The 18655-nt window shown below is 71.8% G+C and carries 14 protein-coding genes; 10 read left to right on the forward strand and 4 right to left on the reverse strand.

The features are described from left to right. Nucleotides 1-78: 78 nt before the first annotated feature. The gene (gene ggt / locus GA0115233_RS09070) at nt 79-1878 is read left to right on the forward strand and encodes a gamma-glutamyltransferase (RefSeq protein ID WP_176711693.1); all 1800 of its coding nucleotides are present in this window, start codon (nt 79-81) and stop codon (nt 1876-1878) included. Here ggt and GA0115233_RS09075 read toward each other — a convergent pair whose 3' ends face one another. Beyond that, nucleotides 1879-4449: an ATP-dependent Clp protease ATP-binding subunit gene (locus tag GA0115233_RS09075; protein ID WP_093719611.1), complete on the reverse strand. Its 2571-nt coding sequence runs from the start codon at nt 4447-4449 to the stop codon at nt 1879-1881. A gap of 119 nt (nt 4450-4568) precedes the next feature. After that, entirely contained in the window at nt 4569-5339 is a 771-nt protein-coding gene (gene map / locus GA0115233_RS09080) for a type I methionyl aminopeptidase (protein ID WP_093719612.1), read from the reverse strand. A gap of 32 nt (nt 5340-5371) precedes the next feature. On the opposite strand from map, the gene GA0115233_RS09085 reads away from it, so the two are divergent. The 9 genes from GA0115233_RS09085 to GA0115233_RS09125 all read left to right on the forward strand — a co-directional run bounded on the left by GA0115233_RS09085 (nt 5372) and on the right by GA0115233_RS09125 (nt 16727). Further along, nucleotides 5372-5623, forward strand: a complete 252-nt coding sequence (locus GA0115233_RS09085) for a helix-turn-helix domain-containing protein (RefSeq protein ID WP_093719613.1) — start codon at nt 5372-5374, stop codon at nt 5621-5623. 133 nt (nt 5624-5756) lie between these two features. Beyond that, nucleotides 5757-7766 carry a hypothetical protein gene (locus tag GA0115233_RS09090; RefSeq protein ID WP_093719614.1) on the forward strand — a complete coding sequence of 670 codons (2010 nt, stop codon included), beginning with the start codon at nt 5757-5759 and terminating at the stop codon, nt 7764-7766. Nucleotides 7767-7936: 170 nt separating this feature from the next. Then, a complete protein-coding gene (locus GA0115233_RS09095) occupies nt 7937-8779 on the forward strand; it encodes a nitrilase-related carbon-nitrogen hydrolase (protein ID WP_093719615.1) in 843 nt (280 codons plus the stop codon). After that, nucleotides 8776-10062, forward strand: coding sequence for an aspartate aminotransferase family protein (locus tag GA0115233_RS09100; RefSeq protein WP_093719616.1), 1287 nt, complete (start codon nt 8776-8778; stop codon nt 10060-10062). Before GA0115233_RS09095 ends, GA0115233_RS09100 begins: the two co-directional genes overlap by 4 nt. Nucleotides 10063-10076: 14 nt before the next feature. Further along, nucleotides 10077-11618, forward strand: coding sequence for a PucR family transcriptional regulator (locus GA0115233_RS09105; protein WP_093719617.1), 1542 nt, complete (start codon nt 10077-10079; stop codon nt 11616-11618). Between the two features lie 156 nt (nt 11619-11774). After that, nucleotides 11775-12617 (forward strand): nitrilase-related carbon-nitrogen hydrolase, encoded by an 843-nt coding sequence (locus GA0115233_RS09110; RefSeq protein ID WP_093719618.1) that lies wholly within the window; start codon nt 11775-11777, stop codon nt 12615-12617. A 30-nt stretch (nt 12618-12647) separates the two neighbouring features. Then, nucleotides 12648-14042: a dihydropyrimidinase gene (gene hydA / locus GA0115233_RS09115; protein ID WP_093719619.1), complete on the forward strand. Its 1395-nt coding sequence runs from the start codon at nt 12648-12650 to the stop codon at nt 14040-14042. Nucleotides 14043-14053: 11 nt separating this feature from the next. After that, a complete protein-coding gene (locus GA0115233_RS09120) occupies nt 14054-15073 on the forward strand; it encodes a TIGR03842 family LLM class F420-dependent oxidoreductase (protein ID WP_093719620.1) in 1020 nt (339 codons plus the stop codon). Between the two features lie 127 nt (nt 15074-15200). Continuing rightward, nucleotides 15201-16727 (forward strand): NCS1 family nucleobase:cation symporter-1, encoded by a 1527-nt coding sequence (locus GA0115233_RS09125; protein ID WP_176711694.1) that lies wholly within the window; start codon nt 15201-15203, stop codon nt 16725-16727. A gap of 25 nt (nt 16728-16752) precedes the next feature. Here the strand turns inward: GA0115233_RS09125 and GA0115233_RS09130 are convergent, their stop codons facing one another. Both GA0115233_RS09130 and GA0115233_RS09135 read right to left on the reverse strand, forming a co-directional pair. After that, nucleotides 16753-17427, reverse strand: a complete 675-nt coding sequence (locus GA0115233_RS09130; protein WP_093719622.1) for a hypothetical protein — start codon at nt 17425-17427, stop codon at nt 16753-16755. Between the two features lie 182 nt (nt 17428-17609). Continuing rightward, nucleotides 17610-18611 (reverse strand): carboxymuconolactone decarboxylase family protein, encoded by a 1002-nt coding sequence (locus GA0115233_RS09135; protein ID WP_093719623.1) that lies wholly within the window; start codon nt 18609-18611, stop codon nt 17610-17612. Nucleotides 18612-18655: the final 44 nt, after the last annotated feature.

Consider the following 18655-nt stretch of genomic DNA (forward strand, 5'->3'; position numbering starts at 1 on the left):
GCGCATGGTAGCGGGTGCTCCTGACGAGGTCATGTCCATCCACTAGGCTGCGCGAACGGTCCCTGACTGGAGGTGCGGATGCGTCGGTTAGTCGCACGCAAGCTGTCGGTCCTGGCGGTCTCGGCCGCCGTGGTGTCGGTGGGGGCCGCGGCGCCGCCCGCCGCTGCCGGGAAGGCCACCGGCAAGGTCCCCGTCGCCGTCGGGTACGGCGGTGCCGTCGCCAGCGTCGACGCGGACGCCTCCGCCGCGGGCATCGAGGTGCTCAGGAAGGGCGGCAACGCCGTCGACGCGGCCGTCGCCACCGCCGCCGCGCTCGGCGTCACCGAGCCCTACTCCGCCGGTATCGGCGGTGGCGGCTACTTCGTCTACTACGACGCCGACTCCCGCACGGTACGCACCATCGACGGCCGCGAGACCGCCCCGCTCAGCGCGGACCCGGGGCTGTTCCTGGAGAACGGCGCGCCGATCCCGTTCGCCGAGGCCGTCAGCAGCGGACTGAGCGTCGGCACGCCCGGCACGCCCGCCACCTGGCAGCGGGCGCTGGACCGGTGGGGCAGCCGCAGCCTGAAGTCGGTGCTCAAGCCCGCCGAGCGGCTCGCCCGCGAGGGCTTCACCGTCGACGAGACCTTCCGTGCCCAGACCGCCGCCAACGAGACCCGCTTCCGCTACTTCCCCGACACCGCCGACCTGTTCCTGCCGGGCGGGCGGCTTCCCGCCGTCGGCTCCACCTTCAAGAACCCCGACCTCGCCCGCACCTACGCGGAGATCGCCCGCAAGGGCGTCGACACCCTCTACCGGGGCAGGCTCGCCCACGACATCGTCGACACCGTCAACCGCCCGCCCGTGGACCCCGCCTCTGGCTGGAACGCCCGCCCCGGCGACCTCACCACCCGGGACCTGGCGGCCTACCGCACCAAGCTCCAGGCACCGAGCAAGGCCTCCTACCGCGGCTACGGCGTGTACTCCATGGCGCCCTCCTCCTCCGGCGGCACCACCGTCGGCGAGGCGCTGAACATCCTGGAGCACTCCGACCTGTCCAGGGCGAGCGAGGTCCGCTACCTCCACCGCTACATCGAGGCCAGCCGCATCGCCTTCGCGGACCGGGGCCGCTGGGTCGGCGACCCGGCCTTCGAGGACGTACCGACCAAGGAACTGCTCTCGCAGCGGTACGCCGACTCGCGCGAGTGCCTCATCAAGGACGACGCGGTGCTCACCAGCCCGGTCGCGCCCGGCGACCCGCGCGACCCGGCCGGCTGCGACGCGAGGGGAACAGCGGCCCCCACCACCTACGAGGGCGACAGCACCACCCACCTCACCGTCGCCGACAAGTGGGGCAACGTCGTCTCCTACACCCTCACCATCGAGCAGACCGGCGGCAGCGGCATCACCGTGCCGGGCCGCGGCTTCCTCCTCAACAACGAACTGACCGACTTCTCCTTCGCCCCGGCGAGCCCGGACGTCCACGACCCCAACCTGCCGGGGCCGGGCAAGCGGCCGCGTTCGTCGATGTCGCCGACCATCGTCCTGGACCGGCACGACAAGCCGGTGGTGGCGCTCGGTTCACCGGGCGGCGCGACCATCATCACCACCGTGCTGCAGACCCTCACCGGCCACCTGGACCGGGGCCTGCCGCTGGTCGACGCCATCGCCGCGCCCCGTGCCAGCCAGCGCAACCAGACCACCACCGAGCTCGAACCGGGCCTGTACGACAGTCCGTTGCGCACGAAGCTGGAGGCCATCGGGCACGGCTTCCGGCTCAACCCCGAGATCGGCGCGGCCACCGGCGTGCAGCGGCTGCCGGGCGGCAAGTGGCTCGCCGCCGCCGAGAAGGAACGCCGCGGCGGCGGCTCCGCGATGGTGGTGCGCCCGGCGCGGTAGTCAGGACTCGGGGGCGGGCGGCGCCTGTACCCGCTGGGTGTCCGGGCCGTCGGTCCGGAACGCCAGCCGCCCGTCCTCGACGTCCACCGTCACCCGGCCGCCCTTGGTGACATGGCCGTCCAGCAGCAGCCGCGAGAGCCGGTTGTCGACCTCGCGCTGGATGGTGCGGCGCAGCGGCCGGGCGCCGTACTCGGGCTGGTAGCCGCGCTCGGACAGCCAGTCCACCGACCGGTCGGTGAACTCCACCGACACCTCCTGCGCTTTTGCCATCCGGCGCGTGTGGTCCAGCAGCAGGTTGGTGATCCGCCGCAACTGCTCGGCGTCGAGCTGCTTGAACACCACGATCTCGTCGATCCGGTTCAGGAACTCCGGCCGGAAGTGCTCCCGCAGCGGCCGCAGGATCCGCTCCCGGCGCGCCTCCTCGTCGGCTTCGGCGTCGCCCCCGCCGAACCCGATCCCGCCGGCGCCCCGGGTGATGGCGTCGGAACCGAGGTTGCTGGTCATCACGATCACCGCGTTGGTGAAGTCCACCGTGCGGCCCTGGGAGTCGGTGAGCCGCCCGTCGTCCAGCACCTGGAGCAGCACGTTGAAGACGTCCGGGTGCGCCTTCTCCACCTCGTCGAGCAGCAGCAGCGAGTACGGGTGCCTGCGCACCACCTCGGTGAGCTGGCCCGCCTCCTCGTGGCCGACATAGCCGGGCGGGGCGCCCACCAGCCGGCTGACCGTGTGCCGCTCCTGGTACTCGCTCATGTCGAGCCGGACCATGCGCTCCTCGCTGCCGAACAGCGCCTCCGCCAGCGCGCGGGCCAGCTCGGTCTTGCCGACGCCGGTCGGGCCGAGGAAGAGGAAGCTGCCGATCGGCCGGTCCGGGCTGGCGAGCCCGGCCCGCGAACGCAGCACCGCCTCGGAGACCACCCGGACCGCCTCGTCCTGGCCGACCACCCGCTCGTGCAGATGCTCCTCCAGGTGCAGCAGCCGGTCCTTCTCCTCCTCGGTCAGACTGGCCACCGGGATGCCGGTCAGCCGGGACACCACCTCCGCGATCGCCTCGGCGGTCACCTCCAGGTTGCCCTCGTCGGCCGCGTCACCGCCCTCTGCGTCCGCGATGCGCTGCTTCAACTCCACGATCCGGTCGCGCAGTTGCGTGGCCTGCTCGTAGCTCTCGTCCGCGACGGCCTGGTCCTTGTCCCGGGACAGCCGCTCCACCTCGCGCTCCATGGCCCGTACATCGGTGCCCTTGGTGCGCGAGCGCAGCCGGACCCGGGCGCCCGCCTGGTCGATCAGGTCGATCGCCTTGTCCGGCAGTCTGCGGTCGGTGAGATAGCGGTCGGACAGCTCCACGGCGGCCACCAGGGCCTCGTCGCTGTAGCGGACCTGGTGGTGGGCCTCGTAGCGGTCCCGGAGGCCGCGCAGGATCTCGATGGCGTCCGCCGGAGTCGGCTCGGGCACCAGGATCGGCTGGAAGCGGCGGGAGAGCGCCGCGTCCTTCTCGATCCGCCGGTACTCCTCCAGCGTGGTGGCGCCCACGATGTGCAGCTCGCCGCGGGCCAGCGCGGGCTTGAGGATGTTGCCCGCGTCCAGCGAGCCCCCCTCGCCGCCGCCCCCGGCGCCCACCACGGTGTGCAGTTCGTCGATGAAGACGATCAGCCGGTCGGAGTGGGCGCGGATCTCGCCCACGATGGAGTTCATGCGCTCCTCGAAGTCGCCCCGGTAGCGGGTGCCCGCCACCACCCCCGTCAGATCCAGGGCGACCACCCGCCGCCCGAGCAGTACGTCCGGGACGTCCCCGTCGGTGATCCGCTGGGCCAGGCCCTCCACCACGGCGGTCTTGCCGACGCCCGCGTCGCCGATCAGCACGGGGTTGTTCTTGCCGCGCCGGGAGAGCACCTCGATGGTCTGCTCGATCTCCTCGTCCCGGCCGATCACCGGATCGATCCGGCCCTGACGGGCCAGGTCGGTCAGATCGCGGGCGTACTTGTCCAGCGTGGGCGTCTCGCCCGTGTGCTGGCGCTCCGGCCGCTGCGTCGTCTCCGGGGCCTCGGGCGGGGCGGGCGGCTCGAAGCGCGCCGAGTTCAGGATGTGCCCGGCGGCCGAGTCCGGGTTCGCCGCGAGGGCGCTGAGCACGTGCTCCGGGCCGATGTAGCCCGCCCCGCGGGACCGCGCCAGGTCATGCGCGTCCAGCAGGGCGCGCTTGGCGGCCGGGGTGAGCGACAGCGAGGTCGGCGGCGGGACCTCGCCCGGCGGGTGCTGGACGGGGCCCGAGCGCTCGTCGATCGCCGAGGCCAGCGAGTCGGGGTCGGCCCCGGCCCGGCTCAGCAGGCTCCTGGTCGGCTCCGCGGACAGCGCGGCGCGCAGCAGGTGCTGGGTGTCCAGGTCACGGCTGCCGTGCTCGGCGGCGTACTGGGCGGCGCCGCGGACGAGGTCCCTGGCCGGTCGGCTGAGCAGCTGGCCGATGTTGATCTGGCGGGGGCCGGGGCGGGGGCCGCCGAAGAAGCGCGCGAGGAACTCTCCGAAGGGGTCGCCGTAGCCCTCCGAGCCGTAGCCCTCCGGGGGCTTGTAGCCGTTGCTCATCGGTTCGTACCTTCGTTGACGACGTACCGGAGTCGGGTAAACCGGACATGGTGCGTTCATGCAACGATGGCATGTTCTGTACGGCGGGGCACGTTCAGGCGGCCCTCGGGTGCGGACTGCTAGCCCCTGTCCGTCAGGACCCTCGGTCCGTCCTCCGTGATGGCCACCGTGTGTTCCGCGTGGGCCGCTCTGCTGCCGTCGTTGGTCTTGAGGGTCCAGCCGTCGGGGGCCGCGTGGTAACCGTCCGTGCCGCCCGCGATGAGCATGGGCTCGATGGCCAGGACCATGCCGTGGCGCAGGCGCATGCCGCGGTGGGGGCGGCCCTCGTTGGGGACCGAGGGGTCCTCGTGCATCTGGCGGCCGATGCCGTGGCCGCCGAAGCCGTCCGGGATGCCGTAGCCGGCGCCGCGGCAGACCGTGCCGATGGCGTGCGCGATGTCGCCGATGCGGTTGCCGACCACCGCCGCCTCGATCCCGGCCGCGAGGGCCCGCTCGGCGGTCTCGATCAGGCGGACGTCCGCCGGGCGCGGCCGGCCCACGGTGAAGCTGATCGCCGAGTCGCTGGCCCAGCCGTCGAGCCGGGCGCCGCAGTCGATGGAGACGAGGTCGCCGTCGCGCAGGCGGTAGGCGGTCGGGATGCCGTGCACGATCGCGTCGTTCACGGAGGCGCAGATGACCGCCGGGAAAGGGGTCGGCGCGAAGGAGGGCCGGTAGCCGAGGAACGGTGAGTCCGCTCCTGCCTCGCGCAGCACCCCGCGCGCCACCTCGTCCAGCTCCAGCAGGGAAACGCCCACGTCAGCGGCTTGTCGTACGGCCGTCAGGGCGCGGGCGAGCACCTGTCCGGCGGCGTGCATGGCATCGATCGATGTGTTGGTCTTCAGCTCCACCATGCCAATTACTATACCGGTATTAGAATGGGGTCATGGTGCGCACCCCTCTCACCCAGGAAGAACGCGAGCGCGGCGAACGGCTCGGCCGTCTGCTCCGCGAGGCCCGCGGCGGGCGGAGCATGACGGAGATCGCGGCGCTGGCCGGGATCTCCGCCGAGACGCTCCGCAAGATCGAGACCGGCCGGGCGCCCACCCCGGCGTTCTTCACCGTGGCCGCGCTGGCCCGGGTACTCGGTCTGTCCATGGACGAACTCGCCGGGCTGTGCGTGCCGGCCGCGGCGTAGCCGCCCTCCGTGTCACGTTCCGGCAGGACCGGTGCACTCTGCGTCCCTATGGAAAACTCCCCGTAGCCTCCCCGTAACACGACTGGTGTTGCCTGGCGGACGGTAGTGCTCCGTTCTGGCGGGAGTGTTGGGCATGGTTGTGGAACAACTCCCTGCACGCGTGGGGGAGTTCGCGAACTACCTGAACGACCTGATGGCGCGCCTCGATCAGGGCGGCGGCTGGTGCGGGGTGTTCTGGCAGCGCGACCCGGACGGTATGCGGGCCTGCCTCGACGGGCGGGAAGTACCGCCGTGGGACGTGGTGGAGGCGCTGCTCCAGGACCTCGCGGCGCGGTACGGCGCCCCGGCCGTCCAGGCCGAAGCGGAACGGGCCCGCGCCCTGCACACCGCCGCGCTGCTCGCCTACGACGCCCGCCCCGGCGGGCGGGACGCCCTCGGCGACCGGCTCGACGTGATGCTCCGCGAGCAGCGGTACGCCGTGGAACGGCAGGCCCAGCTGAACCGGGCCCTGTCCCACGCCACCACGCAGGACGAGGCCGACGCCCTCCGCCTCGACCTGGCCTGGGCCCAGGACGACCACGCCCGAGCCACCGCCCGCTGCGCCGAACTCCGCGCCCGCATGGCCGAACGGGACCGCCGTGCGATGCCTGGGCGGGCGGCTGCGCTGGAAGCGGGAGCGGGAGCGGGAGCGGGAGCCGGAGCCGGAGCCGGGACGGGGCCAGGCCCGGGGGCGGGGCCAGGGCCAGGGCCGGAGCAGGGGCAGGGGGCAAGGCCGGGGCCGAGGGCGGAGCGGGACGCGGACCGGACCGGGTACGTCACCGGCGGCCGGGTCCCGGCGCAGGGGGCACCGTCGGGGAGCGGCCGCCCGTCGGCGCCGGATACGTCGTCGGGAGCGGGCCACTCCTGGGCCTCGGACGTCCCGTCCGGGCCGTGGCGCGGGTCTGCTCCGGGAGCGGCGGCCGAGTCCGGGCACGCGTGGGCCACGGGTGCTTCGGCCGAGTCCGGGCGCGCGTCGGGTCCTGAAGGGGCGGCTCGATCCCGGGGATCCTGGGCCTCGGGTGCTTCGGCCGAGTCCGGGCGTCCGTCGGGTCCTGGAGCGGCGGCTCGGCCCGGGGGGTCCTGGGCTTCGGACGTCCCGTCCGAACCCGGGCGCCCACTGGCTCAGGAAGCCGCTGCCGGACCCGGGCACGCGTGGGCCACGGGTGCCCCGTCCGAGTCCGGGCGCGCGGCGGGTCCTGGAGCGGCTGCCGGACCCGGGCACTCCTGGGCCCCGGAGACCCCGTCCGGCCCGTCACTCCAAGGGATGCCCTTCCATCCCCCCGCCCCACAACCGCAGCAAGCCCCGCAGCCGGCACAGGCCCCTCCCCCCTCGACACCACCTCCCGCCGACTCCTCACCTCCCCCCGCCCCCAAACAACGCAAGCGCCGCCGGGGGAGCGCACGGTTCGCCGGGATCGAGGAGGACGTGGCGCCGCCCGTCGTCGTTCCGCCCACCCCCGCACCGGTTGTGGCCGAAGCCGACGGTGTCGGGCGGGTCACGCCCCGGGGCGCGCGGTTCGCCGGGGCCGCGGAGGTCGTGGAGGAGGCGGCGCCGCGGGCCGCGGAGCTGGACGGCGCCGACCGGCGGGAGGTCGTGGACGCCGTCGGGCGGCTGATGCGGCTGCGCCGCGAGGGCCGCAGCGGCGAGGCGCACGCGCTGCTCGCCGAGATCACCTACTCCGCCGCCGCCCGCTTCCCGCTGCTCGCCGTGGAACTCCAGCGGGCCGGGCTCGGCGCCGACTGGGCCACCCTGCTGTGGGAGGCCGCCTCGCTGCCCGCCGACCGGCTGGTGGCCGCGGCGGACGCCCTGGCCGCCGCCGGGCGGGACGCCGACGCGGAGCAGATCCTGCGGCAGGGGGTCGCCCGGCCCCCGGAGGAGATCGGACAGGCCGTACTGGACCTGGTAGGGGCGGGCCGCAGGCGCGAGATCTCCGCTTTACTCGACGTCTACGTCCGGGCTCGCACCCCCGAGGAAGCGGCCCGCAGCGTGGCACCCGACCCCCATACCCTCGTACCGTTGCTGCTGGAGGCCGCCCGGGGTGTGTCGGAGGAGCGCCACTGGGACCTCGTCCACGCGCTGAGGGTCGCCGGATTCGCCGCTTGACCGGGGCCCCGGCCGGGGCGGGCACTCACCCACAGGAGTGTGAAACCGCCCCGACTCAGCGGGTTGGCGACGATGGTCTTGGCAAGCCCGTCCGGGAGGCTTACGTTCGTGCCTCTACGACCTGCGTCTACGGGCGTAGAGGCTCTGACGTCCCGTCGAAGGAGCAGCTCATGGCCAACGTCGTCCGCGCCGCTCTGGTCCAGGCCACCTGGACCGGCGACACCGAGTCCATGGTGGCGAAGCACGAGGAGCACGCCCGTGAGGCGGCCCGCCGGGGCGCCAAGGTGATCGGGTTCCAGGAAGTCTTCAACGCCCCCTACTTCTGCCAGGTCCAGGAGCCGGAGCACTACCGCTGGGCGGAGCCGGTCCCGGACGGCCCGACGGTGACCCGGATGCGGGAACTGGCCCGCGAGACCGGCATGGTGATCGTCGTACCGGTCTTCGAGATCGAGCAGTCCGGCTTCTACTACAACACCGCCGCCGTGATCGACGCCGACGGCTCCTACCTCGGCAAGTACCGAAAGCACCACATCCCGCAGGTGAAGGGCTTCTGGGAGAAGTACTACTTCAAGCCCGGAAACCTCGGCTGGCCGGTCTTCGACACCGCCGTCGGCAAGGTCGGCGTCTACATCTGCTACGACCGGCACTTCCCCGAGGGCTGGCGGCAACTGGGCCTGAACGGCGCCCAGCTCGTCTACAACCCCTCCGCCACCCACCGCGGGCTCTCCTCCTACCTGTGGCGCCTGGAGCAGCCGGCGGCAGCGGTCGCCAACGAGTACTTCGTCGCCGCGATCAACCGCGTCGGCGTCGAGGAGTACGGCGACAACGACTTCTACGGCACGAGTTACTTCGTCGACCCGCGTGGACAGTTCGTGGGTGAGGCCGCCAGCGACAGCAAGGAGGAACTGATCGTCCGCGACCTCGACTTCGACGTCATCGAAGAGGTACGGCAGCAGTGGGCCTTCTACCGCGACCGCCGTCCCGACGCCTACGAAGGGCTGGTGCAGCCGTGACCGACGATCTGCTGGGACGCCACCGCCGGGTCCTGCCCGACTGGCTCGCCCTCTACTACGAGGACCCGCTGGAGATCACCCACGGCGAGGGCCGCCACGTCTGGGACTCCGACGGCAACCAGTACCTGGACTTCTTCGGCGGCATCCTCACCACCATGACCGCCCACGCCCTGCCCGAGATCACCAAGGCGGTCGGCGAGCAGGCCGGGCGGATCGTCCACTCCTCGACCCTGTACCTGAACCGCCCGATGGTCGAACTGGCCGAGCGGATCGCGAAGTTGTCCGGCATCCCGGACGCCCGGGTCTTCTTCACCACTTCCGGCACCGAGGCCAACGACACCGCCCTGCTGCTCGCCACGACGTACCGCCGCAGCAACACGATCCTGGCGATGCGCAACAGCTACCACGGCCGTTCCTTCAGTGCGGTCGGCATCACCGGCAACCGCGGCTGGTCCCCAACCTCCCTGTCCCCGCTCCAGACGCTGTACGTGCACGGCGGCGTCCGCACCCGGGGCCCGTACGCCGACCTCGACGACCGCGCCTTCATCGCGGCCTGCGTCGACGACCTGAAGGACCTCCTCGGCCACACCCGCCCGCCCGCCGCCCTGATCGCCGAGCCCATCCAGGGCGTCGGCGGCTTCACCTCCGGCCCGGACGGCCTGTACGCGGCCTTCCGCGAGGTCCTCGCCGAGCGCGGCATCCTGTGGATCGCCGACGAGGTGCAGACCGGCTGGGGCCGCACCGGCGACCACTTCTGGGGCTGGCAGGCCCACGGGCACAACGGCCCGCCGGACATCGTCACCTTCGCCAAGGGCATCGGCAACGGCATGTCCATCGGCGGGGTGATCGCCCGCTCCGAGATCATGAACTGCCTGGACGCCAACAGCATTTCGACGTTCGGCGGCACCCAGATCACCATGGCGGCGGGCCTGGCCAACCTCACCTACTTGCTGGAGCACGACCTCCAGGGCAACGCCCGTCGGGTCGGCGGGCTGCTCATCGAGCGGCTGCGCGCGGTCGCCGCGCAGGTGCCGTACGTACGCGAAGTGCGCGGGCGCGGGCTGATGATCGGGATCGAGCTGGCCGACCCCACCACCGGCGCGGCAGCCCCGGAGGCGGCCTCCGCAGTCCTGGAGGAGGCACGCTCGGGCGGGCTGCTGATCGGCAAGGGCGGCGGGCACGACACCAGCGCGCTCAGAGTGGCCCCGCCGCTGTCGCTGACGGTGGCGGAGGCCGAGGAGGGCGCCGCGATCCTGGAGCGCGCTCTCAGGAGCCTTCAGTAAGGGACGGCACGACCATGACCAGCACCCTGGAACCCGCCCTGTCGGTCCGTCAGGTCCTCGGCCTGGAAAGGGTGCTGGCCGGGGAGCCCGAGGTGGTGGCCGGTGCCGGACAGCTCGACCGTCCGGTGCGCTGGGTGCACGTGGCCGAGGCCGCCGACGTCGGAGTCATGCTCAGCGGCGGCGAGATGGTGCTCACCACCGGGGTGCTGCTCGCCGGGGACGAGGCCGCGCAGGCCGAGTACATCCGCTCCCTGCACCGCGCGGAGGCCGCGGCCGTGGTCCTCGGGCTCGGCCGCGCCTTCCCGGCCGCCCCGGAGGTCATGCGCCGCGCCGCCGAGCGCTGCGGGCTGCCCCTGGTCGTGCTGCACCGGCCGTTCCCGTTCGCGGAGCTGACCGAGGAGGTCCAGTCCCGGCTGGTGCGGCGCAAGTTCGCCGCCGTCAGTCTCTCGGAGTCGGTGCGCACCGCGCTGACCGGGCTGATCACCGCGGGCGCCCCGCTGCAACGCCTCCTCGACGAGGTCGCCCAGCACAGCGCCTGCCCGGTCGTCGTCACCAACCTCGCCCACCGGGTGCTGGCCACGGCAGGGGAGCGGTCCGCCGTGGACGACGTGCTGCGCGACTGGGAACGCATCTCCCGGCAGGCCGGCGGCAGCGAGGGCGACGGCTGGATCCGCGCCGAACTCGGCGGCCGGGGCGAACGCTGGGGCCGCATCGTGCTGTGCGGGTACCGCGGCGACATTGCCACCGGCCGCCTGCTCGCCGACCGCGCCGCCGAGGCGCTGGTCCTGCACCACATGCTCGGCGGCACCGCCACCGGCAGCTGGGAGGAGCAGTCCGCGCAGAGCCTGCTCACCGACCTGGTCAGCGGTGTCGTACCGGCCCGCCACCTGCTGCCGCGGGCACGGGCGGCCGGACTGCCCGTCAACCGGCGCACCTTCGTGCCCCTGGTCGTCCGCGACGGCGACCCCGCCCATCTCGACCGCGTGCTGCGGATGCTGGGCCTGCCCGGACTGGTCGCCGAACTCGCCGACTCGGCCACCGCCGTGCTGCTCAGCCTCGCCCGGGACCAGGACGCGGGGGTCCTCACCGCCAACTTCGCCGCCCGGCTGCGCGCGGAGGCGCCCGGCACCGTCGTGGCCGCCGCCGACCCGCGCACCGCCTTCGACGACGTACCGGCCGGACTGCGCGAGGCCCGGCACGTGGCCGAAGCGGTCGCCGACGCCCTCGACCTGCCCGACGTGGTGCGGCTGCGGGACGTTCATCTGCGCGGCCTGGTCCGGCTGTTGCGGGACGACCCGCATGTGCAGTCCTTCGCGGAACGGGAGTTGGACGGGCTGCTGTGCGGCCCGGACGAGGACCTGCTCGCCGTGCTGCGCACCTACCTCGCCACCGGCCGCAACAAGTCCCGCACCGCCCAGCTCCACCACGTCTCCCGCCCCGCCCTCTACCGCCGCCTGGAGGCGATACAGGCCCGGCTCGGAGTGGACCTCGACGACTTCGAGCAGGCGGCCTCCGTGCACATCGCCCTGCTCGCACACGACGCGCAACAAGGCTGAAACACCTCACGACCTGGGAAAACGGCGGTGAAACATGCGTCCGGGAAAGGGTGACACGGTGGCACGCCGCAGGGCCGCAGACGTGACACCGTGCCAATCGAAGCCCGCCCTCGCGACTTCCTACGCTCACTGCACACCGAGCGACCGGAGGTCCCGATGAGCCGAGTGATCCGCGCCGCCCTCTTCCAGACCGCGTGGACGGGCGACAAGGAATCCATGATCCAGGTCCATGAGCAGGCGGCCCGCGACGCGGCCGCGCAAGGCGCTCAAGTCCTGTGCTTCCAGGAGCTGTTCTACGGGCCCTATTTCTGCCAGGTGCAGGACAAGGCGTTCTACGAGTACGCGGAACAGATCCCCGAGGGCCCGACCGTGCGGCGCTTCCAGGCGCTCGCGAAGGAACTGGGCCTCGTGCTGGTGCTGCCGATGTACGAGGAGGAACAGCCCGGCGTCCTCTACAACACCGCCGCCGTCATCGACGCCGACGGCTCCTACCTCGGCAAGTACCGCAAGACCCACATCCCCCAAGTCCAGGGATTCTGGGAGAAGTTCTACTTCCGCCCCGGGAACAGCGGCTGGCCGGTCTTCGAGACCGCCGTCGGGAAAATCGGCGTCTACATCTGCTACGACCGCCACTTCCCGGAGGGCTGGCGGGCGTTGGGCCTGAACGGCGCCGAGATCGTCTTCAACCCCTCGGCCACCTCGCGCGGCCTGTCCCGCTACCTGTGGCAGCTGGAGCAGCCGGCCGCCGCCGTCGCCAACGAGTACTTCGTGGGCGCGATCAACCGCGTCGGCGTCGAGGACCTCGGCGACAACGACTTCTACGGCACCACCTACTTCGTGGACCCCGAGGCCCAGTTCGTCGGCGAGGTGGCCAGCGACAAGGAGACCGAACTCGTCGTCCGCGACCTGGACCTGGCCAAGCTGCGCGAGGTCCGCGACCGCTGGCAGTTCTACCGCGACCGGGCACCGGGGGCGTACACGCCGCTGACCGCGCCCTGACCCGTCGCCGACCTAGGGAGGAGAGGGACCATGAGCACTCGTACCGTCATCCGTGGCGGTCTCGTCATCACCGCGTCCGACGAGGTCCACGCCGACGTCCTGATCGAGGACGGCCGGGTCGCCGCCCTCGCCGTGCCCGGCACCCAGGAGTGGGGCGCGGACCGCGTCATCGACGCGACGGGCAAGTACGTCATCCCGGGCGGCGTCGACGCCCACACCCACATGGAGCTGCCCTTCGGCGGCACCTTCGCCTCCGACACCTTCGAGACCGGCACCAGGGCCGCCGCCTGGGGCGGCACCACGACCATCGTGGACTTCGCCGTGCAGAGCGTCGGGCACTCGCTTCGGGAAGGGCTCGACGCCTGGCACGCCAAGGCCGAGGGCAACTGCGCCATCGACTACGGCTTCCACATGATCGTCTCCGACGTGAACCAGGACACGCTCAAGGAGATGGACCTGCTGGTGGAGGAGGGCGTCACCTCCTTCAAGCAGTTCATGGCCTACCCGGGCGTCTTCTACTCCGACGACGGCCAGATCCTGCGCGCCATGCAGCGCTCCGCCGAGAACGGCGGGCTGATCATGATGCACGCCGAGAACGGCATCGCCATCGACGTGCTCGTGGAACAGGCCCTGGCGCGCGGCGAGACCGACCCGCGCTACCACGGCGAGGTCCGCAAGGCCCTGCTGGAGGCCGAGGCCACCCACCGGGCCATCCGGCTCGCCCAGGTCGCCGGGGCGCCGCTGTACGTCGTGCACGTCTCGGCGATGGAGGCGGTCGCGGAGCTCGCCAGGGCCCGTGACGAGGGGCTGAACGTCTTCGGTGAGACCTGCCCGCAGTACCTGTTCCTGTCCACCGACAACCTCGCCGAGCCCGGCTTCGAGGGCGCCAAGTACGTGTGCAGCACGCCCCTCCGCCCGCGCGAGCACCAGGCACAGCTGTGGAAGGGCCTGCGCACCAACGACCTCCAGGTGGTCTCCACCGACCACTGCCCGTTCTGCTTCGTCGGGCAGAAGGAGCTGGGCCGCGGCGACTTCTCCAAGATCCCCAACGGTATGCCGGGCGTGGAGAACCGGATGGACCTGCTGCACCAGGCCGTGGTCGACGGGCACCTCTCGCGCCGCCGCTGGATCGAGATCGCCTGCGCCACCCCGGCCCGCATGTTCGGCATGTACCCGAAGAAGGGCACCATCGCGCCGGGCTCCGACGCCGACATCGTCATCTACGACCCCGGCGCCGAGCAGGTCATCTCGGCCGAGACCCACCACATGAACGTCGACTACTCGGCCTACGAGGGCAAGCGCACCACCGGCCGGGTGGAGACGGTCCTCTCGCGCGGCGAAGTCGTCATCAACGAGCGGGAGTACACCGGCCGCGCCGGGCACGGAACCTACACGCCCCGCTCCACCTGTCAGTACCTCAACTAGGAGTGGCGCACATGGACTTCGGACTCGTCCTGCAGACCGACCCGCCCGCCTCGAAGGTCGTCAGCCTGATGAAGCGGGCCGAGCGCAACGGCTTCACGCACGGCTGGACCTTCGACTCGGCCGTGCTCTGGCAGGAACCGTTCGTGATCTACAGTCAGATCCTCTCCCATACCGAGAGGTTGAAGGTCGGCCCGATGGTCACCAACCCGGGCACCCGTACCTGGGAGGTCACCGCCTCGACCTTCGCGACCCTCAACGACATGTTCGGCAACCGCACGGTCTGCGGCATCGGCCGCGGCGACTCCGCGATGCGGGTGGCCGGGCGCAAGCCCAACACGCTCGCCCGGATCAGCGAGGCCATGAAGGTCATCCGCGCCCTCGGCCGGGGCGAGGAGGCCGACCTCGGCGGCACGGTGATCAAGTTCCCGTGGATCAAGCCGGGCGCCGAACTCCCCGTCTGGATGGCCGCGTACGGGCCGAAGGCGCTGAAGATGACCGGCGAGGAGGCCGACGGCTTCATCCTGCAGCTCTCCGACCTGTATCTCACCGAGTACATGGTCAAGGCGGTCAAGGACGCGGCGCGGGCCGCCGGACGCGACCCCGACGAGGTGACGATCTGCGTCGCCGCCCCGGCCTACGTCACCGAGGACGACTCGCCCGAGGCGCTCGCCCACGCCCGCCAGCAGTGCCGCTGGTTCGGCGGCATGGTCGGCAACCACGTGGCCGACCTGGTCGCCAAGTACGGCGAGCACACCGGCGCCGTCCCCGAGGAACTGACCGATTACATCAAGGCCCGTGAGGGCTACGACTACTCCCACCACGGCCGCGCCGACAACCCCGACACCGCCTTCGTGCCCGACGAGATCGTCGACCGGTTCTGTGTCATCGGCCCGGTCGAGAAGCACATCGAGAAGCTGAACGCCCTGCGCGAACTGGGAGTCGACCAGTTCGCCGTCTACGACATGCACGACGCCCAGGAAGCCGTCATCGACGCGTACGGGGCGCATGTCATCCCCGCGCTCAACGGCTGAACTCCCTCCCCGTGTCTCCCCCTTCCCGCCGTCCCGGGAAGGGGGTACAGGACGCTCAAGCAGCGCACCCCCCTCGGCGACACCCGCACGGCCTTTCCCGTCCCACCGTCCCTTGATTGGCCTGCCCATGACAGACACCGCTTCCACAGCGATACCGTCGTCCTCCCAAGTCACCCTCGCCGACGGGCGGGTGGAGCTCGCCCCGGGGTCCCCGCCGCCCAGCGGCCCGTACGCCAACGACGACCTCCTGCCGGTCCCGGTGGAGAAGCGCACCTGGACCACGTACAACTTCTCCGCGCTGTGGGTCGGCATGGCCCACAACACCGCCTCCTGGACCCTCGCCTCCGGGCTCATCGCGGTCGGCATGGACTGGAAACAGGCGGTGTTCACCATCGCCCTGGCCAACGTCATCGTGCTGGTGCCGATGCTGCTCACCGGGCACGCCGGGCCCAAGTACGGCATCCCCTTCCCCGTCTTCGCCCGTGCCTCCTTCGGCATCCGCGGCGCCAACCTCCCTGCTGTCGTGCGGGCGTTGGTGGCCTGCGGCTGGTTCGGCATCCAGACCTGGATCGGCGGCGAGGCGATCTTCTTCCTCGCCGGGAAGCTGATCGGCGACGGCTGGGCGGACGCCGGGAAGATCGGCGGGTACGCCTGGACGATGTGGCTGTCCTTCGCGATCTTCTGGGCGATCCAGGTCGCGATCATCTACCGGGGCATGGAGACGCTGCGCCGGTTCGAGAACTGGGCCGCGCCGTTCGTGCTGGTCGGCGCGTTCGTGATGCTGTGGTGGATGAGCGACAAGGCCGGCGGCTTCGGCCCGCTGCTCGACCAGCCGTCCAAGCTCGGCTGGGGCAGCGACTTCTGGGCGCTGTTCTGGCCGTCCCTCATGGGCATGATCGGCTTCTGGTCCACGCTCTCGCTGAACATCCCCGACTTCACCCGGTACGGAAAGAGCCAGAAGGCACAGACCTGGGGCCAGGCCCTCGGCCTGCCGACCACCATGACCCTGTTCGCGTTCCTGTCGGTGATGGTCACCTCCGGCTCGGCCGCCGTCTACGGCGAGCCGATCTGGGACCCGGTGCAGCTCGCCGCCAAGACCGACAACGTGGTCGGGCTGCTCTTCGCCCTGGTGACCGTGCTGGTGGCGACCCTGTCGGTGAACATCGCCGCCAACCTGGTCTCCCCGGCCTTCGACTTCTCCAACATCGCGCCCCGGAGGATCAGTTTCCGCACCGGCGCGCTCGCCACCTGTGTGCTCGGCGTGCTGATCTTCCCGTGGAAGCTGTACTCCGACCCGCAGGGCTACATCTTCACCTGGCTCGGCCTGGTGGGCGGTCTGCTCGGCACCGTCGCCGGCATCCTCATCGCCGACTACTGGATCCTGCGCCGCTCCCGCCTGGACCTGACCGACCTGTACCGCACGGGCGGCCGGTACTGGTACGAGGGCGGCTGGAACTGGCGGGCCGTGGTGGCCTTCCTCGTCGGCGGCGTCCTTGCCATCGGCGGGGCGGACTTCGACCCGCTGATCGACGGCACACCCATCCCGGCGCTGTCGTCGCTGGCCGACTACGGCTGGGCGGTCGGTCTCGGCACCTCGATGGTGCTGTACCTCGCCCTGATGCTGCCGCGCCGCCGCAGGGAGCACACCGTCTGACCCGGTGACCGGGGAACGGTCGGCCCTACTGGCCGTTCCCCAGCGCCGCCACCGCGTCCTTGGCGGCCTTGATGGCGCCCTTGTTGATCTCGTCCGTACTCGGCGCCTTCTTCGTCTCGAAGTCGCTGCCGTTGTAGGTGACGACGACCAGCGCGTTGGAGACCCGGACCAGCACCACGCCCTCGCGGGTCTCCTGCTTGTCCTCGGTGGTCAGGTTCACCACCGAGTAGCCCGCGTCCCCGACGCCCGGGACATCGCCACCGCCGCTCTTGTCCGCGACCCGGTCCTTGAACGCCTTCTGCGCGGCCTCGTCCGTCTCCTTAATCTCGAAGGAGACGTCGAGCCAGCGGTAGTCGTAGCCCTTGAGGGCGTTCCAGGAGCAGGTGCGGCGCAGCTTGGTGTCCGTGGACGGTATCTCCTTGCCGTCCTTCTTCGCGCCCGGGACGAGCGCGGTCACCGTCTTGGCGGCAACGCTGTCACAGGGGTCGGGCGCGGCCGTGTACGTCTTCGACGCGGCCGAGGTGGACGGCGCGGAGGCGGACTTGTTCTCCGTCTGTTCCTGGTTCTGACCGCGCGCCTGGGGCTGGGCGTCCGATGCCGGGGCGAACGGACCGGACGTCAGCGCCCAGCCCGCCGCGGCGAGCACCACGACGGGCGAGAGGCGGGCGGTCAGGGCGAGCGGCAGGGAAAGTTGACGCACGGCGCACTTTTCGTGGGGGACGGTGCGGAGGAGTCCGCACTGCGGACGGGACCGCAGTGTTGCACGTCAATGTGTGGGGCGGAAGTGTCAACTCGCTCCGTGCGCGCGCGGTGACTGAGCCCAACCAAAGGCGAGTTGAATGTCCGTTTATGTCCGCGGGGGTGTCTCTGTCCGCACGGTCTCTATGCCCGCGCGATCGACCGGCTCAGCGCCGACTCGATCCGGTCGACGGCGGTGAAGGCGCCGAAGGCCACCAAGTGCAGCAGACAGTGATCGGTGTGCTCCGGGCGCCGCCACGCCGCCACGTCCTCGTCGGTGATCCGGTACGGCGCCAGCGCGGCCAGCAGTGCCAGCCGGGCCCCGGGCCGCTCCCGGCGGTCCGGGATGCCCTGAAGACCGAGCCCCGGGTGCCGCCCGTCCCACTCCCACATCGTCGCCCGTACGAGGTCCTGGTCGTCGGCGTCGAGGAGGGCGGCGCCCGTCGTGGCCGCCTTCAGCAGCGCCGCGTAGGCCGGGCCCACCGCGCTGTCGCCCGCCCACGCGGGGGCCTCGCCGGGGTCGGTGGCCTCCAGCAGGGGCAGCGCCTCTCCGGGCCGGGCGGGTCGGCGCACGGTACGGGACAGGGTGCGGCCCGCGAGGCTGCGGACGCACCGGAAGCGCTGGACGTTGCCCGGCATCAGCTTCTCCGTCAGCAGCGCCGAGACGATCCGGTTGATGAAGTGGAACGCCAGCGCGGTGCCGAGATAGCCCGGGGCGTGCTCGGCGGGGAAGGGGAAGGGCTTGGACTGGGGGCTCGGGATGCGGGTCCTCTTGCCCCACTCCAGCACGCGCGCGTGCTCCTCGTTCTCCGGGCGCTCGCCCCGCGCGAGGCGCTCGGCAAGGGCGTGGTCGCCCGTGGCGTGCAGCAGCACGGTGTGGGCGGAGACGCAGAACGGGCACTCGTTGGCCTTCGACACCCCGAACGCGGCGATCTCCTTGCCGGTCCGGCCGCCGGGGCCGGCGATCAGGGACTCGCGCATCAACGCCCAGGTGGCGGTGAGCAGTTCGGGCGCCGCGGACAGCACCACGAAGGTGGGCGGTTCGGCGATGCCGAAGTCGCGGGAGATCTGCTCGTACACCTCCGCGACGCGTCCGGTGGCCGCCTTGGGCGGCAGGGGCTCGGTGTATCGGAACAGTGAGGTCATGGGCAGCAGCGTGCGCCGGGGGAGGGGGCCCGGTCGTCGTACGG

Origin of the sequence: Streptomyces sp. DI166 (assembly GCF_900091315.1) — a bacterium.
In the GTDB taxonomy this organism is placed as follows: Bacteria; Actinomycetota; Actinomycetes; order Streptomycetales; family Streptomycetaceae; genus Streptomyces; species Streptomyces fuscus.